This is a genomic window from Nocardia amikacinitolerans NBRC 108937 (assembly GCF_001612615.1).
Classification (GTDB): Bacteria; Actinomycetota; Actinomycetes; order Mycobacteriales; family Mycobacteriaceae; genus Nocardia; species Nocardia amikacinitolerans.
In genome coordinates this window covers 235,824-261,827 of the sequence record NZ_BDAU01000009.1, presented here as the reverse complement: position 1 = coordinate 261,827, position 26,004 = coordinate 235,824, and the positions used below count along the sequence as shown (strand labels likewise).

General features: G+C 69.2%; 24 protein-coding genes. 12 read left to right on the top strand and 12 right to left on the bottom strand.

Features of this window, described 5'->3' with window-relative positions; translation table 11 throughout:
• Positions 1 to 512: 512 nt before the first annotated feature.
• The 5 genes from NAM01S_RS36450 to mqo form a co-directional block, all read right to left on the bottom strand.
• A complete protein-coding gene (locus tag NAM01S_RS36450) occupies positions 513 to 2,321 on the bottom strand; it encodes a cobyrinic acid a,c-diamide synthase CobB (protein ID WP_084482692.1) in 1,809 nt (602 codons plus the stop codon).
• Positions 2,322 to 2,358: 37 nt separating this feature from the next.
• Entirely contained in the window at positions 2,359 to 2,973 is a 615-nt protein-coding gene (gene cobO, locus NAM01S_RS09290) for a cob(I)yrinic acid a,c-diamide adenosyltransferase (protein WP_067782378.1), read from the bottom strand.
• 47 nt (positions 2,974 to 3,020) lie between these two features.
• Entirely contained in the window at positions 3,021 to 4,988 is a 1,968-nt protein-coding gene (locus tag NAM01S_RS09285) for a magnesium chelatase subunit D family protein (protein WP_067782750.1), read from the bottom strand.
• A 313-nt stretch (positions 4,989 to 5,301) separates the two neighbouring features.
• Positions 5,302 to 5,751, bottom strand: coding sequence for a GNAT family N-acetyltransferase (locus NAM01S_RS09280; protein ID WP_067782375.1), 450 nt, complete (start codon positions 5,749 to 5,751; stop codon positions 5,302 to 5,304).
• 18 nt (positions 5,752 to 5,769) lie between these two features.
• Positions 5,770 to 7,278: a malate dehydrogenase (quinone) gene (gene mqo / locus NAM01S_RS09275; protein WP_067782373.1), complete on the bottom strand. Its 1,509-nt coding sequence runs from the start codon at positions 7,276 to 7,278 to the stop codon at positions 5,770 to 5,772.
• Positions 7,279 to 7,576: 298 nt separating this feature from the next.
• Between mqo and NAM01S_RS09270 the strand changes: the two genes are divergently transcribed.
• Entirely contained in the window at positions 7,577 to 8,638 is a 1,062-nt protein-coding gene (locus tag NAM01S_RS09270) for an alpha/beta hydrolase (protein WP_174554788.1), read from the top strand.
• Here the strand turns inward: NAM01S_RS09270 and NAM01S_RS09265 are convergent.
• From NAM01S_RS09265 to NAM01S_RS09255, 3 genes are read right to left on the bottom strand one after another with little or no spacing between them, the layout of a single operon-like run.
• Positions 8,618 to 9,181 (bottom strand): hypothetical protein, encoded by a 564-nt coding sequence (locus NAM01S_RS09265; protein ID WP_067782370.1) that lies wholly within the window; start codon positions 9,179 to 9,181, stop codon positions 8,618 to 8,620. The two genes, NAM01S_RS09270 and NAM01S_RS09265, sit on opposite strands and share 21 nt — an antisense overlap.
• A gap of 56 nt (positions 9,182 to 9,237) precedes the next feature.
• Complete coding sequence (locus NAM01S_RS09260) at positions 9,238 to 9,483, bottom strand: PIN domain-containing protein (protein WP_067782367.1); 246 nt, start codon at positions 9,481 to 9,483, stop codon at positions 9,238 to 9,240.
• Between the two features lie 51 nt (positions 9,484 to 9,534).
• The gene (locus tag NAM01S_RS09255) at positions 9,535 to 10,767 is read right to left on the bottom strand and encodes a serine hydrolase (RefSeq protein ID WP_067782364.1); all 1,233 of its coding nucleotides are present in this window, start codon (positions 10,765 to 10,767) and stop codon (positions 9,535 to 9,537) included.
• Positions 10,768 to 10,876: 109 nt separating this feature from the next.
• On the opposite strand from NAM01S_RS09255, the gene NAM01S_RS09250 reads away from it, so the two are divergent.
• Positions 10,877 to 11,566, top strand: coding sequence for an LppP/LprE family lipoprotein (locus tag NAM01S_RS09250; RefSeq protein ID WP_169810824.1), 690 nt, complete (start codon positions 10,877 to 10,879; stop codon positions 11,564 to 11,566).
• A gap of 116 nt (positions 11,567 to 11,682) precedes the next feature.
• On the opposite strand, the gene NAM01S_RS09245 is transcribed toward NAM01S_RS09250, so the two are convergent.
• Entirely contained in the window at positions 11,683 to 13,239 is a 1,557-nt protein-coding gene (locus NAM01S_RS09245) for a cobyric acid synthase (protein WP_067782358.1), read from the bottom strand.
• A gap of 43 nt (positions 13,240 to 13,282) precedes the next feature.
• Complete coding sequence (gene map, locus NAM01S_RS09240) at positions 13,283 to 14,146, bottom strand: type I methionyl aminopeptidase (protein WP_067782356.1); 864 nt, start codon at positions 14,144 to 14,146, stop codon at positions 13,283 to 13,285.
• A gap of 115 nt (positions 14,147 to 14,261) precedes the next feature.
• On the opposite strand from map, the gene NAM01S_RS09235 reads away from it, so the two are divergent.
• Positions 14,262 to 15,272, top strand: coding sequence for an LLM class flavin-dependent oxidoreductase (locus NAM01S_RS09235; RefSeq protein ID WP_067782353.1), 1,011 nt, complete (start codon positions 14,262 to 14,264; stop codon positions 15,270 to 15,272).
• A gap of 4 nt (positions 15,273 to 15,276) precedes the next feature.
• On the opposite strand, the gene NAM01S_RS09230 is transcribed toward NAM01S_RS09235, so the two are convergent.
• Positions 15,277 to 16,044: a GntR family transcriptional regulator gene (locus NAM01S_RS09230; protein WP_084482685.1), complete on the bottom strand. Its 768-nt coding sequence runs from the start codon at positions 16,042 to 16,044 to the stop codon at positions 15,277 to 15,279.
• 98 nt (positions 16,045 to 16,142) lie between these two features.
• Between NAM01S_RS09230 and NAM01S_RS09225 the strand changes: the two genes are divergently transcribed.
• The 7 genes from NAM01S_RS09225 (at position 16,143) to NAM01S_RS09195 (ending at position 22,969) form a co-directional block, all read left to right on the top strand.
• Entirely contained in the window at positions 16,143 to 17,270 is a 1,128-nt protein-coding gene (locus NAM01S_RS09225; RefSeq protein ID WP_067782741.1) for a TIGR03364 family FAD-dependent oxidoreductase, read from the top strand.
• Positions 17,271 to 17,280: 10 nt separating this feature from the next.
• Positions 17,281 to 17,970 carry a phosphonatase-like hydrolase gene (locus NAM01S_RS09220; protein ID WP_067782350.1) on the top strand — a complete coding sequence of 230 codons (690 nt, stop codon included), beginning with the start codon at positions 17,281 to 17,283 and terminating at the stop codon, positions 17,968 to 17,970.
• Between the two features lie 50 nt (positions 17,971 to 18,020).
• A complete protein-coding gene (locus NAM01S_RS09215; RefSeq protein ID WP_174554787.1) occupies positions 18,021 to 19,076 on the top strand; it encodes a 2-aminoethylphosphonate ABC transporter substrate-binding protein in 1,056 nt (351 codons plus the stop codon).
• Position 19,077: 1 nt separating this feature from the next.
• Complete coding sequence (locus NAM01S_RS09210) at positions 19,078 to 20,292, top strand: ABC transporter ATP-binding protein (RefSeq protein ID WP_067782347.1); 1,215 nt, start codon at positions 19,078 to 19,080, stop codon at positions 20,290 to 20,292.
• 343 nt (positions 20,293 to 20,635) lie between these two features.
• Positions 20,636 to 21,526 carry a 2-aminoethylphosphonate ABC transporter permease subunit gene (locus NAM01S_RS09205; protein WP_067782344.1) on the top strand — a complete coding sequence of 297 codons (891 nt, stop codon included), beginning with the start codon at positions 20,636 to 20,638 and terminating at the stop codon, positions 21,524 to 21,526.
• Between the two features lie 2 nt (positions 21,527 to 21,528).
• Positions 21,529 to 22,326, top strand: coding sequence for an ABC transporter permease (locus NAM01S_RS09200; protein ID WP_067782735.1), 798 nt, complete (start codon positions 21,529 to 21,531; stop codon positions 22,324 to 22,326).
• 28 nt (positions 22,327 to 22,354) lie between these two features.
• Positions 22,355 to 22,969, top strand: a complete 615-nt coding sequence (locus NAM01S_RS09195; RefSeq protein ID WP_067782341.1) for a DUF4126 domain-containing protein — start codon at positions 22,355 to 22,357, stop codon at positions 22,967 to 22,969.
• Positions 22,970 to 23,163: 194 nt separating this feature from the next.
• Here NAM01S_RS09195 and NAM01S_RS09190 read toward each other — a convergent pair whose 3' ends face one another.
• Positions 23,164 to 23,523, bottom strand: coding sequence for a DUF4254 domain-containing protein (locus NAM01S_RS09190; RefSeq protein ID WP_067782732.1), 360 nt, complete (start codon positions 23,521 to 23,523; stop codon positions 23,164 to 23,166).
• Positions 23,524 to 24,102: 579 nt separating this feature from the next.
• Between NAM01S_RS09190 and NAM01S_RS09185 the strand changes: the two genes are divergently transcribed.
• Both NAM01S_RS09185 and NAM01S_RS09180 read left to right on the top strand, forming a co-directional pair.
• Positions 24,103 to 24,297 carry a hypothetical protein gene (locus NAM01S_RS09185; protein ID WP_067782338.1) on the top strand — a complete coding sequence of 65 codons (195 nt, stop codon included), beginning with the start codon at positions 24,103 to 24,105 and terminating at the stop codon, positions 24,295 to 24,297.
• Between the two features lie 661 nt (positions 24,298 to 24,958).
• Complete coding sequence (locus tag NAM01S_RS09180; protein WP_067782335.1) at positions 24,959 to 25,945, top strand: caspase family protein; 987 nt, start codon at positions 24,959 to 24,961, stop codon at positions 25,943 to 25,945.
• The last annotated feature ends 59 nt before the right edge of the window (positions 25,946 to 26,004 follow it).

Below are 26,004 nucleotides of genomic sequence, written 5' to 3'. Positions count from 1 at the left end.
CGACGCCGACGGCGTGCCGCACGGTGGACAGGATCGCACCGGCTGGGGTCTCTGGCCGAATCCGGGCGCTGACCACGACCGGGGTCCGGGGCTCAGCACGTGATGTCGGCGCGGGCGCGATCGACTGCGGCCGCGAGCAAACGGGCTGCCAGCACCGGACTTCCGCTGAGCGGTGGGACCCAGCGGGATGCAACGGCGTGCGCAGCGGCGACAAAACGGGCTGTCGCCGCCGGACTTCCGCCAAGCGGGGGCACTCAGCGGGATACATCGGCGCGAGCGTCGGAGTCGGCGGCGGCAACGAAACAGTCTGTCGCCGCCGGACTTCCGCCAAGCGGGGGCACTCAGCGGGATACATCGGCGCGAGCGTCGGAGTCGGCGGCGGCAACGAAACAGTCTGTCGCCGCCGGACTTCCGCCAAGCGCGGACACTCAACGCGAGACATCGGCGCAAGCGAAGTCATCAGCGGCGACAAAACGGGCTGTCGCCGCCGGACTTCCGCTAAGCGGGGGCACTCAATGTGAGACATCGGCGCGAGCGTAGGAGGCGGCGGCAACGACGAAACGCGCTGTCGCCGCGGGATTCCCGGCGGGATGGGTGTGCAGGTAGGAGGCGTGTACGCGGCCGACGAGCGCGCCCTCTCGGACGCGAGCCCCCGAGCCGTCGTGCCAGCCCCAGGCGGGGGCGTCCTGGGCGGTGGTGACCAGTCGGGTGCGGTGGAATTCGTGGCCGCGCACGCGCTCCCCCGCCCGCCAGAGCGCGGAATCGGCCAGCGCGACGGCGTCGCGGTAGCCCAGGGTCAGGCGCGGGCCGAACTCGGCGTCGGCGTCGACGACGCCCGCCATGGCGTGGCCGTCGAGGGAGCGGGTGAGGTACAGCAGGCCCGCGCATTCGGCGTGGATCGGCAGCCCCGCGCGAGCGTGCGCGCGGACCGCGGCGAGCAGGGGCGTGTTGGCCGCGAGGTCGGCGGCATGCTCCTCAGGGAATCCACCGGGCAGCACGAGACCCGCTGTTCCCGAAGGCAATTCGTCACGCAGTGGATCGAAGACCACCACCCGCGCCCCAGCCGCGATCAGCAGTTCGCGATGCTCGGCGTAGCCGAAGGTAAACGCGGGTCCGCCCGCCATCGCGACCACGGGACCGTCGCTACCACCGCCGGTGCCCATCGCACCGTCGCGCGAACGGCCGAGGTTGTCCAAGATCGGCCAGGCCGATGTCGGCGTGGCAACAAGGTATTCATTCGCGGCACCGCCGTCGACGGTCCCTACCGACTCAGCAGCTACCCACTCTGGCGGACCGACACCGATCGACCGCGCAGCGCGTGCACCATGGTCGTCGGCGGATCCTTCGCCCTGCGCCGCGATCGGCCGCCGCGCAGTCGGCTCGCCGCCGCTCACGCGGCCCTGGCCGGTCGCAGCACCGTCGTCGATCGGCTCGTCCGGCCGACCCGGTTCGGTCGCGGCACTGTCTTCGATCGATCTGTCCGGTTCCCCGAGCGCCGAGGATCCGGCAGCTCGCCGTGCCGGTCCGGTTGTGTCCACGCGGACGCGGATCGCCGAACCACCCCCGCTCGCCTCGCGGATGGCCGAAACCGGATCCCATGCGGACCCGCAGATCGCGGGCCGCGCCAGCGCCGCCACGGCCGCCAAATCCACGTGCGCCGCAACGAGATCGGTCATCGCGGCGACGGCGGCCGACGCCGCCGCACCGTGCTCGACGGCCGGAATCAAACCGAGATGCCTGGACGGCACCTCGAGCGCGTCCATCCGCGGCAGCGAACCGAGAACGGGCAGCCCGACCCGCGCGCAGGCGGCGCGCAAGACCTGGTCGTGGCGTTCGCTGCCGACGCGGTTGAGGATGACGCCGCCGAGCCGCACGCCGCTGTCGAAGGTGGCAAAGCCGTGCAGCAGGGCGGCCAGGCTCTGGCTGTGGCCGCGGGCGTCCACCACCAGCACCACGGGCGCGCCGAGCAGACCGGCGACCTGGGCGGTGGAACCCTCTGCGACAGGGCCGGTTTCGTGCTCGTCGATGCGTCCGTCGAACAGACCCATCACGCCCTCGATCACCGCGAGATCGCACCCCGCGGCGCCGTGGTGGTACAGCGGCGCCACCCGGTCGGCGCCGACGAGCACCGGGTCGAGATTGCGTCCGGGGCGTCCCGCCGCGAGCCCGTGGTATCCGGGATCGATGTAGTCCGGTCCGACCTTGAAGGGCGCTACCCGGTGTCCCGCTCGCCGCAACGCGCCGATCAAACCCGTTGCCAGCGTGGTCTTTCCGCTCCCGGAGGCGGGAGCGGCGACGACGACCGCGGGCACCGTGCCCATCACGCCACCGACCGGCGCGAAATCACCCTGCAGCGGTTCACCATTCGATACCCCGCTGACCCTTGCGCCCCGCGTCCATCGGATGCTTGATCTTGGTCATCTCGGTCACCAGGTCGGCGGCATCGATCAGCGCTTGCGGCGCGTCGCGGCCCGTGATGACGACGTGCTGGTTGCCGGGCCTGTCTACCAGCGTCTTGACCACTTCGTCCACGTCGACCCAGCCCCACTTCAGGGGATAGGTGAACTCGTCGAGCACGTAGAAGCGATGCTGTTCGGCGGCCAGCCTGCGCGCGATCTCCCGCCAGCCCGCCAGCGCGGCGGACGCGTGGTCTTCCTCGGTGCCGTGCTTGCGGGTCCAGGACCAGCCCTCGCCCATCTTGTGCCATTCCACGGCGCCGCCCGCGCCGGTCTCCTCGTGCAGCCGCCCGAGGGTGCGGAACGCCGCCTCCTCACCGACCTTCCACTTCGCGCTCTTCACGAACTGGAAGACGGCGACGTCGAATCCCTGATTCCAGGCCCGCAACGCCATCCCGAACGCGGCGGTCGACTTCCCCTTGCCTGGACCCGTGTGCACCGCGAGCACCGGCTGGTTGCGCCGCTGCCGCGTGGTCAGTCCATCGTCCGGAACCGTCTCCGGCACACCCTTGGGCATCGAATCTCCTTGTGCCTCGTACAACTATCGGAGCGGAGTCACGACGATCAGGCGGCGCGCACGGCACCGTTCGCGGATCCGGCGCGGACGATGTCGGCGACCGCCGAGCCGGTCAACTCCGCCAGCCGCACGTAGCCGCCGCGCAACGCGCCCGCCAACTCCGTCGCCAGTCCGAGCCGCACCATGCCGCGCTCGCAGTCCACCACCATCGCGGTGACCGCGTCCTTGGCGAGCAGTGCGGCGGCGGCGCAGGCCCTCGGCACCGGATCGACTCCGCCGGTGGCGCGTCCGTCGGTGAGCAGCACCAGCATCGGGCGGCGGCGCGGGTCGCGCACGCGTTCGCGCTGGATCACCTCGCGCGCTTTCAGCAGGCCGGCGGCGAGCGGGGTCTTGCCGCCGGTGCGCAGGCCTGCGAGGCGGCGGACCGCGATATCGACCGAGGACGTCGGTGGCAGCACGAGTTCGGCGTCTTGGCCGCGCACGGTGATCACGGCGACCTTGTCGCGGCGCTGGTAGGCGTCGCGCAGCAGGCTGACCACCGCGCCGGTGACGGCCGAGAGCCGGTCCCGTGCCGCCATGGAGCCGGACGCGTCGACCACGAAGACGACCAGATTGCCTTCGCGCCCTTCGCGATACGCGCCGCGCAGGTCCTCGGCGGCGAGCGCGAGCGGGCCGTCCACCCGGCCACGGTCGTGCTGGTGCGGCGCGGCGGCGAAGACGGTGCCGAGCAGATGCAGACCCGCGGTGGTCTCGGTGGTGGAGCGGACGACCCGGCCGTGCCTGGTCTGGGCACGGGACCGGCGGCCCGGCGCACCCTCGCCGACTCCGGGAACCTCCCAGCGCGGCGGCTTGGCGGCGCCGGGATTCGGTGTGCCGGTGCGTCCTTCGCGCGGCGCGGGTCCGCCGCCCGGGCCTTCGGGTGGCGCGTCGGGTCCGTCGTCCGGGTCCTCGGGGCCGCGATCACCCTCGGAATCGTCCGAGCCACCGTCGAATTCCGTTGGCGGCGTGGGCTCCTCGGCGCGGTCGGCCTCTGCGGCCGCTTCCTTCATGGCTTCGTCGAGTTGTTCTTCGCTGATGCCCGGCTCGTCGAACGGATCGCGTCGACGCCGGTGCGGCAGTGCGAGTTCCGCGGCGATCCGCACGTCCTCCTCGGTGACGGCGTCGCTGCCGCGCCATGCCGCGTGCGCGGTCGCGGTGCGCGCCACCACGAGGTCGGCGCGCATGCCGTCGACGTCGAAGGACGCGCACAGGGCCGCGATCCGCCGCAGCTCCACGTCATCGAGCGCGACCTCGGGGAGCCGGTCGCGCGCGGTGAGCATGCGGTCGGCGATCTCCCGGTCGGCGGCGGCGTAGCGGGCCGCGAATCCGACCGGATCGGCCTCGTAGTCGAGCCTGCGGCGCACCACCGCCATTCGCACGTCGACGTCGCGGGAGGCGGCCACGTCGACGGTGAGCCCGAACCGGTCGAGCAGCTGCGGACGCAGCTCGCCCTCTTCGGGATTCATGGTGCCGACCAGCACGAAGCGCGCGGGATGCGAATGCGAGACGCCGTCGCGTTCGATGTGCACGCGCCCCATGGCCGCGGCGTCGAGCAGCACGTCCACCAGGTGGTCGTGCAGCAGATTGACCTCGTCGACGTAGAGCACGCCGTGGTGCGCGGCCGCCAGCAGACCGGGACGGAACGCCTGCTCGCCGTCGCGCAGCACGCGCTCCAGATCCAGCGATCCGACCACGCGGTCCTCGGTGGCGCCGACCGGCAGCTCGACCAACCGCGCGGGCCGCGCGCCCGTCTCGTCCACCACCGGCGGCAACAGGTGGGCCAGCGCGCGCACGACCGTCGACTTCGCGGTCCCCTTCTCGCCGCGCACCAGCACGCCGCCGATACCGGGATGCACCGCGCACAAGATCAACGCCAGCTGCAGGCGCTCCTGCCCGACCACCGCGGAGAACGGAAACCCCGCCTCGGTGTCGACACGGGGCGAACGGGACGAGGTCGCGACTTCAACACGGGACAAGGACACGTCCCTAGCCTAGGCGCGCCCGTCCTCCCCGCGGCTACCACCCCGGAGCGACCGGGATAACGCACCGCCGGTCCGACGGCTATCCGCGGGACCCGCAGCCGCGATCTGCCAACGACTATCGCCTAGCCCCGCTGCGGTACGCGCGGTCCGCCCAAAGCATTACTCGCCCGGCTCGCAGCCGCGACACTCGCCCGCCCATCCGATACCTATCGGCTGGCCCAGCTTGGACAAGCCCGATCCATCCACGCGCTCCCCGCCACCCCGAGGGCGAGTCTTGCGAGCCCGTTCGCGCCAGCGCGCCAACGACTCAGCCGCGCCGCATCGGCGTGTGCATGATCCCGTCGTCCTCGAACTCCTCGCCGTCCGGCTGGAAGCCGTGCTTGGCGTACATGTCCACCAGATACGTCTGCGCGTTCAGCCGCACGGTGGCCGAGCCGACCTCGGCGAGCGCGGCCTGCAGCACGCGGGTGGTGTAGCCGTGGCCACGGGCCGGGACGGCGGTACAGAGGCGGCCGATGCGGAACGACTTGACGCCGTTCTCGTGCTCCTCCGTCAGACGCAGGGTGCAGATGACCTCACCTTCGTCGTCGAGCCAGAAGTGCCGCGTTTCCGGAAGCAGATCGAGTCCGTCCAACTCCGGGTAGGCGCACTTCTGTTCGACCACAAAGACTTCGACGCGAAGTTTCAACAGCTGATACAGGGTCGCAGTGTCGAGATCCTGCGCCCATGACCGTTTGAGAGCAACCGTTGACATCATCGCGCCTTGCTATCACACCTACGGCGTCAGCGCGACCCCTGCATGCTTCGGCGTGTTCGCGTTGGTGAGGTTGAGCGCCTTGTTGGTCCAGTCCCACACCTCGTGGAACAGGGCCTTGTCCTCGGAGAGCTTCATACCGAGCGACGGGATCATCTGGCGCAGGCGCGGGGTCCAGTCGGCGTACTCGCGCGGGAAGCAGCGCTGCAGGACGTCGAGCATGGCGGTGACGCAGGTCGACGCGCCCGGCGAGGCGCCGAGCAGACCCGCGATGGAGCCGTCCTTGGCGGCGATGACGGCGGTGCCGAGCTCCAGCACGCCGCCGATGCCCTTGCGGCGGATGATCTGCACGCGCTGACCCGCGGTGATGAGTTCCCAGTCGCGGCCGTCGGCCCGCGGGATGAACTCCTCCATGGTGTAGACCTTGCCGGACTGCGACTTGAGCAGCTCCGAGACCAGGTACTTGACCAGCGACATCTCGGTGAGACCGACGCCGAGCATGGGCGCGAGGTTACCGGCGCGGATGGACTTGAACAGGTCGGTGTTGCTGCCGTCCTTGAGGAACTTCGGGGTCCAGCCCGCGTACGGGCCGAACAGCAGGCCCGGTTTGCCGTTGATGACGCGAGTGTCCAAGTGCGGCACGGACATCGGCGGTGCGCCGACGGCGGCCTTGCCGTACACCTTGGCCTCGTGCTTGTCGATCAGGGCGGGGTTGGTGCAGCGCAGGAACTGGCCGCTGACCGGGAAGCCCGCGAAGCCCTTGATCTCCTTGATCCCGGACTTCTGCAGCAGCGGCAGCGCCCCGCCGCCCGCCCCGACGAAGACGAACTTGGCCTGGACGGTGCGGGTCTGACGGGTGCGCAGGTTGCGGACCCGGACCTTCCAGCTGCCGTCGGACTGCTTGTCGAGGTTGAGCACCTCGTGGCCGAAGGCCAGGTTCGCGCCGGTGGCGCCGAGGTAGGCGAGCAGCTCCTTGGTGAGCGAACCGAAGTCGATGTCGGTGCCGCCGTCGGTCCAGTTCAGCGCGATCGGGTCGGAGAAGTCGCGGCCCTTGGCCATCAGCGGCAGCCTGCGCGCGAACTCGTCGGGGGTGTCGATGTACTCCATGCCCTCGAACAGCGGGTGCGGAGCCAGCGCCTCGTAGCGCTTGCGCAGGTACTGCACGTCGTCGGCGCCGTGCACGAAGCTGACGTGCGGGATCGGGTTGATGAAGCGGGACGGGTCGCCGAGCACCCCGTTCTCCACCGCGTATGCCCAGAACTGGCGGGAGACCTGGAAGCGCTCGTTGATGTCGATGGCCTTGGTCACGTCGACCGAGCCGTCGGCGTTCTGCGGGCTGTAGTTCAGCTCGCACAGCGCCGAGTGTCCGGTGCCCGCGTTGTTCCACGGATCGCTGCTCTCCGCCGCCGCGGCGTCCAACCGCTCGAACAGCGTAATCGACCACTCCGGCTGCAGCTGACGAAGCAGCGCGCCGAGAGTGGCACTCATGATCCCGGCACCGATGAGAACTACATCGGTCTTTTCAGTCATGGCAGCGTTCGGCACGGGTAGATCGACTTCCTTGTCACTTCTGGCGCGGCCACCGGCAGGGTGGTCTTGCCTGGGCACGGGCGCTATGTGGTTGTTGCGACGGGGCGCATTGCAATTGTTGCGAGCCTGGCGTGACTCGGCGGTCGATAAGGTTACCCGCCGTTCACCTATCGCCAATTGTGCACCTCGAGGGATCGCATTCCGGCAACGAACCCGGCGAATGTGACGTAGATTCCTCCCTCCTTCCAGGTCGTGAGCGATCTTCATTCCGGGCCGGACCTCGCCTACATTGGGTCTCGTGACGAACGAAACCTCGCTAGACGTGTCCGAGATCACGGAGCAGACGGGGAGCAAGTGGCGGCCGGATGTCTTGGGAGCGGGGTACGAGCAGCGGTCCATCCCGCTGGGCCCGGACCCGGACGGTGAGGGCGACATCTCGGCAACCCTCGTGCGCTATCTCCCCGATACCGGTGCGGCCGCCACCGAGTGCGCCGTGATCTACGTGCACGGCTTCACCGACTACTTCTTCCAGCAGCACCTCGCCGAGCATTTCGCCGCGCGCGGTCATTGCTTCTACGCGCTCGACCTGCGCAAGTGCGGCCGGTCGCTGCGCGACGGACAGAGCCCGCACTACGTCACCGACCTCGCCTTCTACGACGAGGAGCTGAACGAGGCGCTGCGCATCGTCAAGGAGGAGGCGGGCGAGCAGGTGCTGCTGGTCGCGCACTCCACCGGCGGCCTGATCCTGCCGCTGTGGCTGGACCGGCTCAACCGGACCGCGGGCGTCGCCGCCTCTGGCATCGTCGGGCTGGTGCTCAACAGCCCCTGGTTCGACCTGCAGGGCCCGTCGTACTACCGGACCATCGGCACGCCGATCATCGGCGCGCTCGGCCGGTTCCGTTCGATGCTGGAAATGCCTGGCGCCTCGATCAGCACCTACGGCGACAGCCTGCACAAGAGCGCCGCGGGCGAGTGGGATTACAACCTGGACTGGAAGCCGCTGGCCGGCGCGCCGGTGCGCTTCGGCTGGCTGCGCGCGATCCGCCGCGGCCACTTCCGGCTGCACCAGGGCCTGGACATCGGGGTGCCCGCGCTGATCCTGCGGTCCCGGTTGACCAAGTTCATGCGCAAGTACGGCCCGGCCGCCGATGTGGCCGACACCGTGCTCGACGTGAAGCAGATTCAGCGCTGGTCGGGCTGCCTCGGTGATCGCACCAACATCGTGCCGATCGAGAACGCCCGCCACGACGTGTTCCTCTCCTCGGCCGAGCCGCGCGCCAAGGCGTTCGAGGAGATGGACAACTGGCTGGACTGGCTGGTGTACCGGCGCAAGGCCGAGTCACCAGAGGCTGGTGCGTAGCACGATCTCGGTGGCCATTTCGTGGTCGGCCTCGGTGGCCACGTTGTCGACGTCGACCTGCACCACGCGGAACTCGCCGTAGACGAAGCGTCCCGAGGCGTCGGCGACCGTGCGCGGCAACCGCTTGGTGACCAGCACGGTCACCGGAAGCTCCAGCGGAAGGCAGCCGGGGTCGACGACGACACCGTCGGCTCCGGCGGCTGCGGGATGGCCGCGGTCGGCCACCACCATGCTGATGAAACGTCCGAACGGGCCGGAGCAGGTCTGCCAGGCCACCGTCGCGCCCGCGCCCCGGCCCGCGACGTGCGCGTAGGGGACGTTCAGCTGGTCGAGGATGGCGTGCACCGCCGTGGGATCGAGTCCCTCGACGGACTCGACGACGAGGGTGCGCAGGTCGGAAGTGTGCAGCCGGGCGGCGACCTGGTCGTACACGTCCACCGGATCGCCCGCGTCGGGCAAGAGCAATACCGTGTGCCGTGTTTCCGGGCCGTCGACCCGCACGGTCCAGGCCCGGTCACCGACCGTGATCCGCCGAGACTCCATGTCCGAGTACGCTACACCGCCGCTACCCGCTCCGACGGCGTGTCTCGGCGACCGGCTCACACCGCCAACCGCATCCCGGTGATGGCAGCGGCCGCCGGGTCCAGCGTCACGGTGAGATCGCATCCCGCCTCGCGCCCCAGCTGCTCGACGAGCGCGTCCTCGAAGTCGGCTCCCTCGGCGCAGCGCCGCAATGCCTGCCGCACGGTGTCGGCCCGCTCGACCACGATCTCGGCGGAGGCGAGCAGGCCAAGCATGATCTCGGTGACGGTCTCGGCGTCCAGCCCGTACCGGCGGCGCAGCACCCGGTGGATCTCGGTCAGGTAAGGCAGGCGGGACGGCTGGTCAATGGCGGTTCAGGGCTCGTGGCGAGGGACGGCCGCCGAGATCTGGGCGACCAGTTGCCAGGGGCGGTTGGTGTCGCCGGTCGCCTTGCCGCTGGTGAGGATGGCGCCGGAGAGGCCGCGGGCGGGGTCGGCCCAGCCGTACTGGGTGGTGAGTCCGCTTCGGCCGAAATGGGTTTCGGTGTGGCGGCCGAACTTCGAACGGCTGCCGCCGAGTTCGTAGCCCGCCACGCTGACTCGACCCGCCGCCCCTGGAATCCGGCTCGCCGGGCGCACCGCCTCGCGCAAGGTCTCCGGGCGCATGATCCGGACACCGTCCAATTCTCCTCCGCGCGCGAGGATTTCGTAGAAGCGGGACAGTTCGTAGGCGGTGGTCACCAGATTGCCGGACGGCAGTTCCGCGGTGAGGAAAGCGCGGGTCGCCTCGTCGTTCATCGCCCCGCCCATGCCGCCGCCGAGCGCCTTGCGCGCCAAGAACTTCCAGATCCGCGACGGACCGGGACCGACCGGCACGCTCGGCACCACCTGATCGACCTCCTCCGGTAACACGCCGAAGTTGGTCCAGCGGAAGCCGAGCGGCGCGAGCACCTGCTCGTGCAGGTGTTCCCGCATCCGCTTGCCCGTTGCCCGCTGCACCAGGAGCCGCTGGATCAAACCGCTGGTCAGCGCGTGGTAGACGCGGAAACGACCGGTCGGCCAGCTGGGCCGGAGATCGGCGAGCGCCCGCACCGCCAGTTCCTCGTCGACCACCAGTTGGTAGCCCCGATACGGCCCGGTCACGAACGGCACGCCCGCCGAATGCGACAGCACGTCGCCGATCGTGATGCGCTCCTTGCCGTTGGCCGCGAACTCCGGAATGTATTCGCACACCGGGTCGTTCAGCGCGAACGCGCCCTGCTCGGCCAGCATCGCCATCAGCGCCGCCGAGACGCCCTTGGCGGTGGAGAATCCGCAGAACGGCAGGTCCGGCGTCGCGAGCACCCGCGCCACGTCCGGCCCGTCCCCAGGCCGGTTGCCCCACCCATGCCCGATCGCCCGGTTCAGCAGGATCTTCCCGTCGCGCCGCAGGCACACCTGAATCGCAGGCGTGGTCCCCAACCGGTACCACGCGCGCACCGACTCCCACACGGCGTCGATCGCGGCGCGGCTCACCCCGGCATCGGCCGGATCGTCTTCCGGACCGGTCGTCGTCACCGACTCCAGATCCGCGGCAACCGTCACCAACAACTCAGCGGGCGCATTCATCCTGTCAAGGGTAGCCATGCCCCGAATTCCTGCGTTTAACGCGCCGATCGGGATCCACGATGAAACGAACGAGCGTGCGATGGCACGGTCTCGACAGAATCGAGGGGACATGAACCACATGGGTCGAATGGCCGTGCTGCTGGCCGCCGCGGCCACGCTGGCGGTGGGCTGCGGCAGCGACGACTCGGCGCCGACGCCGACTTCGCCACGGACAACGGTGCCCGCGTCCGCTCCCGGGGGAACGACCACGGCCGCGCCGCAGGCGCCCGGCGACACGGCCACGCCTCCCGCTGCCACACCGGTGCCCGGCACGACACCACCGCCTGTCGCGACCGAACCATCGCGGCAACCCGTCCCGTCCGACACCGAGCCCGTGCCGAGCGACAACATCAGCGGCCAAGGGCGCTGCGTCGACCCCGCGTCGGCGGGTGTGCGCGCCGCGCTGGCCGGACTGGGCGAAGGCTGGGTCGCCACGCAGGCCTCGGCCGACCAGCCGGGTAGCTGCGGGCAGTTGCTGTGGGTGCGCGCCGTGGGCGGAAACTCGGCGGGCGCGCCGATCCACGTGATGTTCTTCCACGACGGAAAGTACTTGGGCACGGCGACTTCCGAGCCCTACGCGTTCACGCACGTGGCGGGCTCGAACGGCAACTCGGTCAGCGTCGGGTACCGGTGGCTGGTGGCCGACGAGCCGTTCGCCGCGCCGCAGGGCGGTCCCGTCACGATCACCTACACGTGGACCGGTTCGGGTGTCGCCATGAGCGATCCGCTGCCGAAGGAGGTCACCGACCCGCAGCGTTAGCGGACGGTCCGCCGGTCGCCGAGCTCCATTCGGCCGGGATGGTGTGCGGGCAGGGCGACCGGCCGACCGCCGAGATCGGCGCGCAGGGTCGCCGGGGCGAAGGTGGCTGACCTCGTCTAGCGCCGATCCGAAACGTCGAGTGCGTCGAGACTCGATCTGAGCGTGGGCATCGCACCGGGCGCGCCTTCGGTGATCAGCTGCTCCAGCAGGCTCGTGTCGAGGTGCTGCTCCATCAGATCCGCGAGCAGATCCAGCTGGGCGGACCGCACGGCGGCGACCGAAGTCGCCTCGGCCGCAACGAAACCCGTGCGGCCCGCCCGGCGGGCGACCTCCCGCAGCCAGGCGCGGCGGAAGTCGTCGGACTCCATCAGTCCGTGCAGGTGCGTTCCCCAGATCGCGCCGCGAACGCTGCCCTCCGGCTCCCCCGCCGCCGTAAGCCAAGGCGGGTCGCCGTTGCGTGTCACGCGGCCGTGGTGAATTTCGTACCCCTGCAAGGGGATACGTTCGGCGGACGTCGCAGGGCCGTGACCTTCGGTGCGGCGCAACACCTTCGGCTCGGCGAATTCCACGTCCAAGTCGAGCAGACCGAGTCCGTCGACCGTGCCCGCCGCCGATTCCACGTCGTCGACGATGCGACGGCCGAGCATCTGATAGCCGCCGCAGATGCCGAGAATCGGCCGCCCGGTCGCGGCGCGCTCGGCCAGCGCGGCGGCAATTCCACTGCGGCGCAACCAGTCCAGATCCGACACCGTCGACTTGCTGCCGGGCAGCACCACCAGGTCGGCGTCGGCCAGCCGGGACGGATCGCGCACCCAGCGCACCGCGACGCCGGGTTCGCAGGCCAGCGCCTCGACGTCGGTGGAGTTCGAGATGCGTGGCAGCCGGATGGCGGCGACCGTGAGCCATTCCGTTCCCGCGGGTGCGGCCGGGCGGCCGACCGGGGCGTCGGCGATGGTGCCGAGCGAGTCCTCGGCATCGATCCACAGTTCTTCGGCGAACGGGACGACACCGAGGGTGGGCCGTCCGGTGAGTTCGGTCAGCCGCTCCAAACCCGGCCGCAACAGCTCGACGTCACCGCGAAACTTGTTGATCACGAAACCCGCGATGAGTCGCTGATCGGAGGGATCCAGCACGGCCAGCGTGCCGAACAGGTGCGCGAGCACCCCGCCACGATCGATGTCACCGACGACCAGCACCGGCAGACCCGCCGCCTCGGCCAGCCCCATGTTCGCCAGATCGGTGGCGCGCAAATTGATCTCGGCGGGTGACCCGGCTCCCTCGCAGATCACCACATCGAACTCGGCTCGCAGCGCGTCGAGTTCGGCCGCGACGACCGCGCGCAGCTCCTGCCGGTGCCGGAAATAGTCGGCCGCGCCCACGGTACCGACGGCCTTGCCGCGCACCACGAGCTGCGAGCGACGGTCGCTGCCCGGTTTCAACAGCACCGGATTGAACCGGACGCTCGGCTCCAGACCGCAGGCCTGCGCCTGGAGTGCCTGTGCTCGTCCGATCTCGCCGCCGTCCAGCGTGACGACCGAGTTGTTGGACATGTTCTGCGCCTTGAACGGCGCCACCCGCACGCCCTTCCTGGCCAGCATGCGGCAGATACCCGCCACCACAACGCTTTTCCCGGCGTCGGAGGTGGTGCCCGCGACGAGCAGCGCGCCCTTCATCGCGTCCGCCCCCGGCCGCGGCGAGCAGGGCAGCGCCGATCGCTCACGGCAGGGTGAGGATTTCCGCGCCGGTCTCGGTGACGACCAGGGTGTGCTCGAACTGCGCGGTCCACTTGCGGTCCTTGGTGACCACGGTCCAGCCGTCGTCCCAGATCTCGTAGTCGATGCCGCCGAGGTTGATCATCGGCTCGATGGTGAAGGTCATGCCCGGCTCGATGATCGACTCCACGGCGGGCTGGTCGTAGTGCAGGATCACCAGGCCGCTGTGGAAGGTGGGGCCGACGCCGTGGCCGGTGAAGTCGCGCACCACGCCGTAGCCGAACCGGTTGGCGTAGGACTCGATGACGCGCCCGATCACGTTGAGCGCCCGGCCGGGACGGACCGCCTTGATGGCCCGCATGGTGGCCTCCTCGGTCCGTTCCACCAGCAGCCGGACCTCCTCGTCGACGTCACCGGCGAGGAAGGTCTTGTTCGTGTCGCCGTGCACGCCGTCGATGTAGGCGGTGACGTCGATATTGACGATGTCGCCGTCCTCGATCACGGTGGAGTCCGGAATGCCGTGGCAGATCACCTCGTTCAGCGAGGTGCAGCAGGACTTCGGAAAGCCCTTGTAGCCCAGCGTCGATGGGTACGCGCCGTTGTCGCAGAGGAATTCGTGGGCGATGCGGTCCAGTTCGTCGGTGGTGACGCCGGGCGCCACCGCCTTGCCTGCCTCCTCGAGCGCCTGCGCGGCGATCTTGCCCGCGACGCGCATCTTCTCGATGGTCTCCGGCGTCTGCACCCAGGGCTCGCGCCCCTCGTTGACGGTCTTCTTCCACGCGTACTCCGGTCGCTCGATGGAGCGCGGCACCTCTCGGGTGGGCGAGAGCGTGCCGGGAACGAGTGGCTTACGGGTACGCACGGACATGGGACAAGACTATCCGCACCCGGTCGGCGCCACCCCGCCGCCCGCGCCGGGACGGAATAGGACCGGACCGCAGTCCGTTTATTCTGGGCAACTACTCAGGAAGAGGACTGAAGCTGTGGAACTGGGACTGACGACGTTCGCCGAGCTGTACCCGGCGGGCGACCGGCCCGCGCCGAGCGCTGCGCAGCGGCTGCGCGAGGTAGTCGAGGAGGCGGTGACGACCGAGCGCGCCGGCCTGGACGTGTACGGCGTCGGCGAACACCACCGCAAGGACTTCGCCGCGTCCTCGCCCGCGGTCGTGCTCGCGGCGATCGCGGCGCGCACCGAGCGCATCCAGCTGACCAGCGCGGTCACCGTGCTCAGCTCCGACGACCCGGTCCGCGTCTACCAGGACTTCGCGACTCTGGACGGTCTGTCGGGCGGACGTGCCGAGCTGATGGCGGGCCGCGGCTCGTTCACCGAGTCGTTCCCCTTGTTCGGCTACGACCTGGCCGACTACGACGAACTGTTCGAGGAGAAACTGGCGCTGTTGCTGCGGCTGCGCGAGGACGCGCCCGTCACCTGGTCCGGGAAGTTCCGCGCGCCGTTGCGCGACGCGGTGGTCTATCCGCGCACCGAGGACCGGCCGCTTCCGGTGTGGATCGCGGTCGGCGGCAGCCCGGAATCGGTGATCCGCGCCGGGCTGCTCGGTCTGCCGCTGGCCATCGCGATCATCGGCGGCCAGCCCGCGCGTTTCGCACCGCTGGTCGATCTGTATCACCGGGCGCTGGCCGAGGGCGGGCACGAGCGGCAGCCGGTGGCGGTGCACGCGCACGGTTACGTGGCCGACACCGACGAAGCGGCGGTCGCCGACTTCTATCAGCCGTACGCGCTGGCCATGAGCACCATCGGCCGCGAGCGCGGCTGGGGTCCGATGACCAGGGCACAGTTCGACGCGCTGCGTTCCCAGAGCGGCTCGCTGTTCGTCGGGACGCCGGACTACGTCGCCGAGAAGATCGCCGGAGTGCGCGACACCCTCGGCCTTGACCGGTTCATGCTGCACACCAGCGTCGGCACACTGCCGCACGAGAAGGTGTTGCGCACCATCGACCTACTCGGCACGAAAGTGGCGCCGCAGCTGCGCTGACCGGCTACTTCGACAGCCGCGCCTCGAACGCGATCCGGTCGCCGCGATAGAGGGCGCGCACCCGCTCGATGGGCGCGCCCTCCTCGTCGACGCTGCGCCGGTGCAACAACAGCAGCGGCAGCGCCGTGGTGCATTCGAGCAGGGCGGCCTCGCGCGGGGAGGCGAGCACGGTCTCGATGCGTTCGGTGGCCGCGCCGAATTCCACCCCCGAGGCGCGCACGGCCGCGTAGAGGGAGGTGGTCGGGTCGTAGCTGTCGCGGAGTCCGGCGAAGCGCGCGAGCGGAAGGAAGGTGCTCTCCAGTCCGATGCGCTCACCGTCGGCGAGCAGCACCCGCTCCAGGTGCATCACGGGCGTGCCGACGGGGAGCCCGAGATCGCGTGCGGTGTCGGCGTCGGCGGGGACGTCCTCCCAGCCGACCAGGATGCGGCCGGGCACCCGGCCAAGACTCAGCGCGCCCTCGGTGTAGGAGCGCAGCGACAGCGGCTGCACCATCTTCGGCCGGGACACCACCGTCCCGCGTCCCTGCCGCCGAATCCGCCCTTCCACCAAGAGATCTCGCAGGGCCTGCCGGACGGTCTCCCTGGCGACTTCGAATCGCACGGCGAGTTCGCGCTCCGAGGGCACCGGATCGCCCTCGGCCAGCTCGTCGATGATCCCCTCCAGCTCGGTGCGCACCCGATACGACTTCGGCAGGCGCTCCGGAAGGACCAATTCGATGCCGCCGCCGGATGTCTCGCCACGCCGACCGCGCGTCACCTCCGTTGCTTCCATGCCCGACAGCCTACCCGCAATTGGACTATACCAATTGTTAACCCGGCGTTCGCACGGGCAACACCCATCGGTCTAGACCATTGCCCACCATGGTTCCCATGCGAGTGGTCATCATCGGAGGTGGAATCCTCGGCACCGCCCACGCCCTTGCCGCGGTCCGCCGCGGACACGAGGTAGTGCAGCTGGAGCGCGAGCCCGAGGCGCGTGGCGCGACGGTGCGCAACTTCGGCCTGGTGTGGGTGTCCGGGCGGTCGGCGACGGAGCTCGACCTGACCTTGCGTTCGCGCGAGATCTGGGAGGAGATCGGCGGCAAGGTCCCCGGCGTCGGGTTCCGGCCCGCCGGGTCCATCACGCTGGTGCGCACCCCCGAGGAACTGGCCGTGGCGAGCGCGGCGGCGGCGAGCGAGAGCGCCGAGGCGCGCGGATTCGAACTGCTCGAGCCGGAGCGGGTGCGCGCGATCAACCCCGCGCTGCGCGGCAAGTATCTGGCCGGACTGCACTGCTCGACCGACGCCGCCGTCGAGTCGCGGCAGGCGCTGCCCGCGCTGCGCGCCTATCTCGCGGCCTCCGAACGCTATTCGTTCCACGCCGGAACCGAAGCTCGATCCGTCACCGACACCGGTTCCGGCGCAACGGTTCTCGACGACCACGGCCGCGCCCTCACGGCCGACCTGGTGCTGGTCTGCCCCGGCGCCGCGCACACCGGGCTGACCAGGGAACTGGTCGGGACGATCCCCGTGCGTCGGGTCCGGCTTCAGATGATGCAGACCGCGCCGCTCGGCGAGCCGCTGACCACCGCCGTCGCCGACGGCGACAGCTTCCGCTACTACCCCGGCTTCGCGGGACCGGAGGTGGACGCGCTCGAACGCGAGCAGTCCCAGACCGCCACCGCGGCCGAGCACCGGATGCAGTTGCTGTGCGTGCAGCGCCTGCACGGCGGACTCACCATCGGCGACACCCACGAGTACACCGAGCCGTTCGCCTTCGACGTGGACGAGGCGCCCTACGAGCACCTCACCTCCGTCACCGAGGAGCTGCTCGGCCGCAAGCTACCGCCGATCGTGCGCCGGTGGGCCGGGGTGTACAGCCAGAGCGTCGATCCCGCCGCGATCGTCACCCGAGCAAAGGCCGACGAGCACGTCTGGGTGATCACCGGCCCCGGCGGCCGCGGCATGACCCTCGGCCCGGTCCTCGGCGAGGAAACCGCCGAACTACTGGGCCTCTGAAGGAGAAACAATGCCGGACAACACGATTCAGTTGGCCGTACTCGACATGGCGGGAACAACCGTCGCCGACGGCGGCCTGGTGCAGCGCGCGTTCGAAGCGGCGGCGACGGCCGCGGGCATGGAAACCGAAGGGCCGCGGCGGGAACACGCCCGCCAGTACGTGCTGGACACCATGGGTCAGTCCAAGATCGCCGTGTTCCGCGCGTTGCTCGGCGACGAGGACCGCGCGCAGGCCGCCAACCGCGCCTTCGAGGACGCCTACGGCGCTCTGATCGGCGAGGTCGATATTTCGCCCATTCCGGGTGCGGCCGAGGCCATTTCATCGCTGCGCGACGCGGGTGTGCGGGTCGCGCTGACCACCGGCTTCAGCCGGAGTACCCAGGATCGGCTGCTCGACGCGCTGGGCTGGAACGACATCGCCGATCTCACCCTAGCGCCCTCCGATGCCGGTCGCGGCCGCCCCTACCCCGACCTGGTGCTCACCGCGCTGCTGCGCTTGCGCGTCGACGCCGTCGACCGTGTCGCCGTGCTCGGCGACACCACCAGCGACATCGCCACCGGCCGTGCTGCGGGCGCCCGCATCGTCGCGGGCGTGTTGACCGGCGCGCACGACGAACCGCGGCTGCGTGCCGCCGGGGCCACCCACGTGCTGCCCTCGGTCGTCGAATTCGCCGAACTGATCCGCGCTGAGCGCGCCTGAGTCCTCGTCCCTTCGACCATCGACACCATCAAGCGAAAGTTGCTCCCACCGTGCGTACTTCCCCCACGCGCCTGTCTCGCGTCCTGTCCAGGACCGCCCTGCTGGTCGTCACCGCCACCGCCGTCGCCGTGACCGCGGCCTGCGGCGGAACGGGTTCCGGCGGCTCCGAGACGGTCACCGTCTACTCCGCCGACGGCCTCGACGCCTGGTACCGGACCCATTTCGACAAGTTCCGGTCCGAGACCGGCATCGCGGTGAACGTCGTCGCGGCGGGATCCGGCGAGGTGGTCAACCGCCTCGAGAAGGAGCAGTCCAACCCGCGGGCCGACGTGGTGGTCACCCTGCCGCCGTTCATCCAGAAGGCCGACGCCACAGGGCTTTTGCAGCCGCTCGGCGTCGACACCTCGGCCTACCCCGCCACCGAGAAGGACCCGAACGGCAGGTTCGTCAGCCTGGCGGGCAACTACCTGAACTTCATCGCCAACAACTCCGTCGACGCCTCGAAGCTCACCTGGGACGACCTGCTGAAGCCGGAATACAAAGGCAAGCTCCAGTATTCGACCCCCGGCCAGGCCGGAGACGGCACCGCCGTGCTGATCCTGCTGCAACAGTTGCGCGGCAAGGACGGCGCACTGGATTACTTGAAGCGGTTGCAGGTCAACAATGTCGGGCCGTCGGCGTCCACCGGCAAGCTGCAACCGAAGGTCGACAAGGGCGAGCTGCTGATCGCCAACGGCGACATCCAGATGAACATGGAATCGATCACCTCGAAGGGCTCGAAGTTCGGCATCTTCTTCCCCGCCTCGGCCGACGGCGCCAAGCACACCGTCGCGCTGCCCTACTTCATGGGCCTGGCCAAGGGCGCCCCGCACGCGGAGGCCGCCAAGAAGCTGATGGACTACCTGCTCAGCAAAGAGGTGCAGCAGACGCTCGGCCCCGACGCGTTCGCCGTTTCGGCCCGCACCGATCTGGCCGACGCCACCGGCTCCGGCCCGAGCCCGGCCGCCCTGTTGCAGGGCGTTCAGATCGTGCGCCCCGACTGGACGAAAGTCCTCGCCGACCTGAACGACGACGTAGCCGCCTACGAGAAGGCCATCGGAGGCTGACATGATCCCCGGCGACACGCTCACCGAAACGTCCACCGCCACTTCGCGTCACGAAGTCGACGGCGAACCCGCCATCGTGTTCGACCGGGTCGGCGTCCGGTACGGGACCGGCCGCAAATCCACCGTCGCCCTTGCCGACTTCACGTTGCGCGTCGCCGCGGGCGAGACCGTCGCCTTGCTCGGGCCCAGCGGGTCCGGCAAGTCGACGGCACTCAAGGCGCTGGCCGGGTTCGTCAGGCCGACCTCGGGCGCGGTCCGGCTGGCCGGGCGCGACGTCACGAATCTGTCACCGGCCAAGCGCGGTATCGGTGTGGTGGTGCAGTCCTACGCGCTGTTCCCGCACATGACCGTGCACGGCAATGTGGCCTTCGGACTGAAAGCGCATCGTGTGCCGCGCAACGCCATCGCGGACCGGGTGACCGAGGCGCTGACCATGGTCGGCATGGCCGAGTACGGCAAGCGGCTGCCGCGCGAGCTGTCCGGCGGGCAGCAGCAGCGCGTGGCCATCGCCAGGGCGCTCGCCATCCGGCCGAAGGTGCTGTTGCTCGACGAACCGCTCGCGGCGCTGGACGCCCAGTTGCGCCAGACGATGCTCGGTGAGTTGCGGCAGTTGCGGGAGGCGTTGCCGGACACCGCGATGCTGTATGTCACACACGATCAGGCCGAGGCGTTGGCGCTCGCCGACCGGATCGCGGTCATGCGCGACGCCCGCCTCGTCGACGTGGACACCGCCGAGAACCTTTGGCAGCGGCCGCCCAGCGACTTCACCGCGGCGTTCCTCGGCGGCGCGAATCTTGTGCCGTGCACGGTGAATCGGGTTTCCGGGGGCATCGCGCTGGTTACCGCGGGCTCGCACACGCTGCGCGCCCATGCGCCTGATCCCGGCGTCGGCAGGCGCGCGTTGGAACCGGATTCGGACGCGCTGCTGTGCATTCGGCCGCACACCGTGGCGATCGGCGGCTTACCCGAGCGGAATACGTTGCGAGGCAATGTGCTGTCGAGCGTATGGCGCGGCGCATCCACGCGGCTCGAGGTCGGCTTGGATGGATTACCGGATCCGCTCGTGGTGGACGTGCCAGGACGTGCCCCGCAGACACCGGGATCGGTGGTCGGCGTCCGGTTCCCCGATCCAGCGGGCGTGCTCATCCCCCGACCGGTCGGTGCTGGACCGTCCACCGCCCCGGGGATCCCAGGCGGGGCTGGAGCACTCGGATGATCGGGCTGGTGGGTGCGTGCGCGCATCCCAGGACTTGCTGGCCGCGAGACCTGCACCACCGCACGGCGAACTCGCGAGGCGGCAGCGGAAGAATGCTCGGGCTCACGGAGCTCCGCGCCCACTGCGCGACCGGCGGGATGCGAGTCCTTCTCCGGCGCAGAGTGTTGTCGCGAAGCGCAGGCGCCGGCATGCGGGCAGGCGTACGCGTGTGGGCTCATCCCCCGACCGGCTGGCGGCGAATCCTTCACCGCAGCACAGCGTTCGCGCGAGGCGGCGGCGCGCGTACGCTCTGGCTCGCGCTCCCGTCCCGATCGCCGAACGGCCAGGCGACGGAAGTGCCGACATGAGCGCGGTGCTGCTCGACCGTCCGGTGGACAGCGTCGAACCACCGGCACCCGCGCGGCGGCCATGGCGCGCGGTGCTGTGGACGCTGCCGTCGGTGCTGCTGGTTCTCCTCGTCGCCGGATATCCGATTCTGCGGGTGCTCACCGAGTCGACGGTCACCTCGAACGGGCGCGGTACCGAGGTGTGGTCCTCGGTGCTGAGTTCGGAGTCGTTCCGAAACGCGCTGTGGCGCACGGTTTCCATCGCGTTCGCCTCGACCGCGGGGTGCCTGGTGCTCGGCGCGTTCCTCGCCATCGTGCTGGCGTTCGTGCCGTTCCCGGGCTCGGCGGTGGTCGGCAGGCTGATCGATACCGTGCTCACCCTGCCGTCGTTCCTGGTGACGCTCGCGTTCACCTTTCTCTACGGCACCGCGGGCGCGGTCAACGCGCTGATCGCCGAGCTCACCGGCCGCGACACTCCCCTGCTGAACTTCCTCAACACCCCGCTCGGCGTGATCGCCGCGGAGATCACCTTTTTCACGCCCTTCGTGGTGCGTCCGCTGCTCGCCGCGTTCGCTCGGCTGCCGCGCGAACAGCTCGACGTGGCGGCCAGTCTCGGCGCCTCGCCGTGGCGGGTGCTGCGCCAGGTCGTGCTGCCGGAGGCCTGGCCCGCCATGGCCGCGGGCGGCAGCCTCGTTCTCCTGTTGACGCTCAACGAGTTCGGCATTGTGCTGTTCACCGGCGCCAAGGGCGTGCTGACGCTGCCCGCGCTGATCTACACCCGCGGCATCGTGACCTTCGACCTGCCCGGCGCGGCGGTGCTGGCTTCGGTGCAGGTGGCGCTGTCGCTGACGCTGTACGCCGCCTATCGATTCGTCTTCGCGCGCGTCACGGCGCGGAAAGGACAGTGACCATGCTGGTGTGGACCCGAACCGGCCGGGCGGTGGTGCTGACGGTGTTCGGTCTGGTCGTCACGGTCGTGTTCGTCGCGCCGATCGCCACCGTCGTCGCCGCGTCGCTGGCCGGTAGTTGGACCGGCCCGCTCCCTTCGGATCTCGGGCTCGCCAACTTCCGGCAGGCGCTGACGGGTGAGCAAGCGGCGAGCCTGTCGGTGAGTTTGCAGACCGCATTGCTGGCGGGCGCTTTCGCCTTGATCGTCGGCACCTGGGCCGCACTCGCCGCGCGGGAGGCGCCGGCGTGGTGTCGCAGGCTGACCGACGCCGTGTTCCACCTGCCGGTGGCGGTGCCCTCGGTCGCCATCGGTCTCGGCGTGCTGATCGCCTTCAACGAGCGCCCGTTGCTGCTGGGCGGTTCCAAGTGGATCGTCATCGTCGCGCACGCGGTGCTGGTGCTTGCCTACGCGTTCAGCGCGGTGTCGGCCGCGCTGGACCGCCTCGATCCGGACTATCGACAAGCCGCCGAATCCCTTGGCGCCGGGCCGGTTCGGGTGCTCTGCGAGGTGACGCTTCCGCTGCTGTTGCCCGCGCTCGGCGCGGCCGCCGGCCTGGCTGTCGCGCTGTCGATGGGTGAACTGGGCGCGACCATCATGGTGTACCCCGCCACCTGGCGCACCTTGCCGGTCACCATCTTCGGGCAGACCGATCGGGGAGACGTGTTCGACGCCGCGGCGGGGACGACACTCCTGGTGCTGGTCACGCTGGTGGCGTTGGTGCTGCTCGGCAGAGCGAGGGGACGCGCGGCACTGCGGTGAGCCGGGCGCTCGCGCCTAGGATCGAAGTGTGTCCCTGCTCCCCTTGATCTTCACCGCGGGTTGGGCCAGCGGTATCAACGCCTACGCCGTGGTGCTGCTGTTCGGATTGTTCGGCGCCACCGGCCTTTCCGACGACGTACCGGAAGGCCTGCAACGCACCGACGTGCTGATCGCGGCCGCGGTGCTCTTCCTCATCGAGGCGGTGGCCGACAAGGTTCCGTACCTCGACACGTTCTGGGACACGTTGCACACGGTGGTGCGGCCGGCCACGGGCGCGGTGGTGGCGGCGCTCATCGCGGGCTCCGACGATTCGCTGTCGCAACTGGCCGCGGCGGCGGTGGGCGGCACCACCGCCCTGGTCAGCCATCTGGTCAAGGCCGGGCTGCGGATGGCGATCAACACCTCACCGGAACCGGCCAGCAATATCGTGACCAGCGCCGTGGAGGATCTCGCCGTCGCGGGCGTCGTCACCCTCGCGATCTTCTACCCGGTGGCAGCGGCGATCGTGGCGGGATTGTTCCTGCTGATCGGCCTGCTTCTGATCACGTTGCTGGCGAGCCGGATTCGCCGCTACCGCCGTCGGCGGCGCGAACGTCGGCGCGCCGGACGAACGCCGGCGTCATCCATCACTCCGGCCGACTGATCGCACCCGAGCAACCAGCGGGCGTGCCGCGCCAGTCGACCACGCGGCACGCCGGGCGGGGCGCCCCGTTGCGCCCGCCGTCACTACGGGCGGCGACGTTCGCATCCGGGCGGACGCGCTGGTCGGATGACATTCCACCCGGGACGTCGCCGTCGTGGCGGTGGCGCGGTAGCCCGTTCGGCCGTCGTGAGCAGCTACTGCTCGGGCAGCCGACGGCGGCCTCCGGCCACGTCGGTTACCAGATCAGTGTAGCCGTCGACGAGTTCGGCCAGGTGGTACCAGTGTTTATGGGTATTGTCACTGCGCGGCCCGTCGACGTCGATGGCCTGGTTCGCGTTCACCCAGCTGCGCGCCATGCGGTCGACCACGGCGCCGAGGCTCTCGGTGTGCAGCGAGGCGCCGTTGCGGTGCTGCGGCATCTCCTGCGCGACCCAGTCGTTGATATCGTCGACGAGTTCGCTACGCCGACAATCTATTTCGGCGACCAGGTAGGCGTCGCGCACCTCGGCGCGCCGCGCGTGCAGCTCGGCGAGCGCGTGCGCGGACCGCAACAGCTCACGGTCCTGGAAGCGCCGTCCCTGAAACGCACACAAAATCTGCGGAGCCGTCGGCAGCATCCCCACCGTCGGCGCGCTCATCGCCACACCCCTGATTCACCCGACACCAACGCGCTATGTACCAACATGATTGGCTCTCGATTCGGTATTCCCGGTCATCGGATCGGTTGTTCACAACTAGGCTAGCTGGATCATGCTCTTACAGATGCAAGAACACAACAGAAAACGCAATATTGCGTTCCCTCTGCTGCATCCCGCTCTCCCCACCCGCCCCACGACTCACAATCATGCAGCTAGGACGTGTTGCGACGGGCCGATCGAGCCGAATACCGAAGCGTAAGGGGGCTTTCCACCGCTCGTGCGGGTTTGCGGATGCGTCGCCGAAACGTAACGAAATCACCATCACGCGGTGGGGTCGATGAGGGGTTCCTGATCGGCGGTGAGCCGATCCGACGGCGTGCCGAGGTGCGCCAGCCCTACCGAGTCTCGGCGAAAAGTCGGTCAGCCCAACCGCAAGCGCAGCTGTCGATCAGACCGCGGGCCCACGCCCAGCCGACCGATCGACCCTCCGCCGCGATGAGCACCTACATGTTTCCCGGGGACGCAGGCGAGGAAGTGCGAACCACTACCCGGCGCGATGAACACGAGCGCGCAATCGTTCTACCCCGGGGCCGCCGGGTCTCCCACGCCGACGAACTGATCGACGGCGCCTTTCAGGAATTGATCGACAGCGCACTGCGCGGCGGACCCCTGACCGCCGCCTGTCCCTGACGCCAGGGCAAGAACCTCGCCGAGATGGTCAGCTCACCGCCCGGGAACCGGTTGGGTCCACGGAGCGGCCGACGGATCCGGATGGAATGCACTGGTGCGCCATCGTTTTCACCACCGTGCGCTTGGTTGCTGTCGATACGCTATTGACGTTCCGGGTCTCGGCCCCGTACTCTCGCCGGTACTCGAATTCGCGCGTGCCGCAACTGGTTTGCCGTCCGCGGAAGCGCCGGACTCGAGGACGTGCTCTCGGGGGGCACGGGTTCGCTTTGACACTGGCCGCGAGGAGCTTTCGGGCGCCCGCGCGGCCGACTGGTGGCCCCTACCGTCAGCCGAGACGAGGAGAGTTCGGCAGTGAAGGCATGCGAAGCCTGGACGACCCGTACCGATTTCTTCACCGAGATGCCCGCGGGGAGTGCCGGCCAACGGTGTGTAATCCGCAGCGCCGCAGGCCACGGCCGCGAACTTCGAAGCCACGACGGTGAGCTACGTCGGGTCCTAAAAGTTCCGTCCCTCTGAACGCTGCTCTGCCGTCAGGCAGGTGAACGCGCCCGCGTTCTTCCGGGGACACGCCACTGGCTTCGTCGATTTCGAGCAAAGTGATGCGGCATCTCGTCGCACCCGCCACACTGTCCTAGCTGTCCGACCTCTGTAGGGAGTAGAGATGCGGAAGGCGTTGATCGTCGGTATCGACTACTATGAGAAAATTTCCTGCCTGCATGGGTGTGTGAACGATGCCAGTTCGGTGCGGAGTGCGCTCGAGCGTCACGCGGATGGAACGATAAACTTCAAAGTTCCCCAGGTGATCTTGGGGACCGGCCCTGGGCAGAATGTCAGTAGAAGCGAGCTGAAAGCCTCGATCAAAGCGTTGTTCGAGGACGACCCGGAAGTGGCGCTCTTCTATTTCGCGGGCCACGGTCACATCGAGGAGACCGGTGGTTATCTGTGTGCGAGCGACTGCCGCAGCGGCGACGATGGTGTGCCGCTCTACGATGTGTTGACGTACGCGAACTGTTCCAAGGCACGCAACAAGATCATCATCCTGGACAGCTGTCACAGTGGAATCGCGGGAGCAAATCCGAGATACCCGAAAGTGGCTGAAATATCAGAGGGCGTCACTATACTCACCGCGTCGACGGCTGAACAGTACGCACAAGAGTCCAACGGCTCCGGGGTGTTCACCCGGCTTTTCGTGGACGCGCTCAGCGGTGCGGCGGCAAACTTGCTGGGCGATATAACTCCGGGCAGCATCTACGCGCACATAGACCAGTGCCTCGGCTCTTGGGGTCAGCGACCCGTGTTCAAGACGAACGTCAAGACATTCATTTCGCTCAAAAAATCGCGCGCGCCGATCGAGCTGCTCGACCTACAAGCCATAACTACGCACTTCCCCAGTCCGGACCATGAGTTCCGGCTCGACCCGTCGTACGAACCGGAGCGGTCGATCGACCAGCTCTCGGATCCGAGCATCCCGGCTCCGGACAGCGCCAACACCGCGGTATTCGCGGTCCTGCAGAAGTACGTCAAGGTCAATCTCGTCCGTCCGATCGGAGCGCCGCACATGTGGCATGCCGCGATGGGAAGCAAATCGTGTGGACTCACCGTGGTCGGACAACACTATTGGAATCTGGTCAATGACGGGCTGATCTAGCCGGACCCTTCGAAGAATTAGAGAACTGGGATTGGAAAACGAAAGACAGCTCGCTACGC

Coding starts and splice junctions, on each gene's coding strand:
- NAM01S_RS09210 (WP_067782347.1), top strand. CDS start 19,078: ATGATCCCCGGCGACACGCTCACCGAAACGTCCACCGCCACTTCGCGT.
- NAM01S_RS09200 (WP_067782735.1), top strand. CDS start 21,529: ATGCTGGTGTGGACCCGAACCGGCCGGGCGGTGGTGCTGACGGTGTTC.
- NAM01S_RS09245 (WP_067782358.1), bottom strand. CDS start 13,239: ATGAAGGGCGCGCTGCTCGTCGCGGGCACCACCTCCGACGCCGGGAAA.
- map (WP_067782356.1), bottom strand. CDS start 14,146: ATGTCCGTGCGTACCCGTAAGCCACTCGTTCCCGGCACGCTCTCGCCC.
- NAM01S_RS09230 (WP_084482685.1), bottom strand. CDS start 16,044: ATGGAAGCAACGGAGGTGACGCGCGGTCGGCGTGGCGAGACATCCGGC.
- cobO (WP_067782378.1), bottom strand. CDS start 2,973: ATGCCCAAGGGTGTGCCGGAGACGGTTCCGGACGATGGACTGACCACG.
- NAM01S_RS09220 (WP_067782350.1), top strand. CDS start 17,281: ATGCCGGACAACACGATTCAGTTGGCCGTACTCGACATGGCGGGAACA.
- NAM01S_RS09185 (WP_067782338.1), top strand. CDS start 24,103: ATGAGCACCTACATGTTTCCCGGGGACGCAGGCGAGGAAGTGCGAACC.
- NAM01S_RS09280 (WP_067782375.1), bottom strand. CDS start 5,751: ATGATGTCAACGGTTGCTCTCAAACGGTCATGGGCGCAGGATCTCGAC.
- NAM01S_RS09225 (WP_067782741.1), top strand. CDS start 16,143: ATGCGAGTGGTCATCATCGGAGGTGGAATCCTCGGCACCGCCCACGCC.
- mqo (WP_067782373.1), bottom strand. CDS start 7,278: ATGACTGAAAAGACCGATGTAGTTCTCATCGGTGCCGGGATCATGAGT.
- NAM01S_RS09180 (WP_067782335.1), top strand. CDS start 24,959: ATGCGGAAGGCGTTGATCGTCGGTATCGACTACTATGAGAAAATTTCC.
- NAM01S_RS36450 (WP_084482692.1), bottom strand. CDS start 2,321: ATGGGCACGGTGCCCGCGGTCGTCGTCGCCGCTCCCGCCTCCGGGAGC.
- NAM01S_RS09250 (WP_169810824.1), top strand. CDS start 10,877: ATGAACCACATGGGTCGAATGGCCGTGCTGCTGGCCGCCGCGGCCACG.
- NAM01S_RS09205 (WP_067782344.1), top strand. CDS start 20,636: ATGAGCGCGGTGCTGCTCGACCGTCCGGTGGACAGCGTCGAACCACCG.
- NAM01S_RS09265 (WP_067782370.1), bottom strand. CDS start 9,181: ATGGAGTCTCGGCGGATCACGGTCGGTGACCGGGCCTGGACCGTGCGG.
- NAM01S_RS09255 (WP_067782364.1), bottom strand. CDS start 10,767: ATGAATGCGCCCGCTGAGTTGTTGGTGACGGTTGCCGCGGATCTGGAG.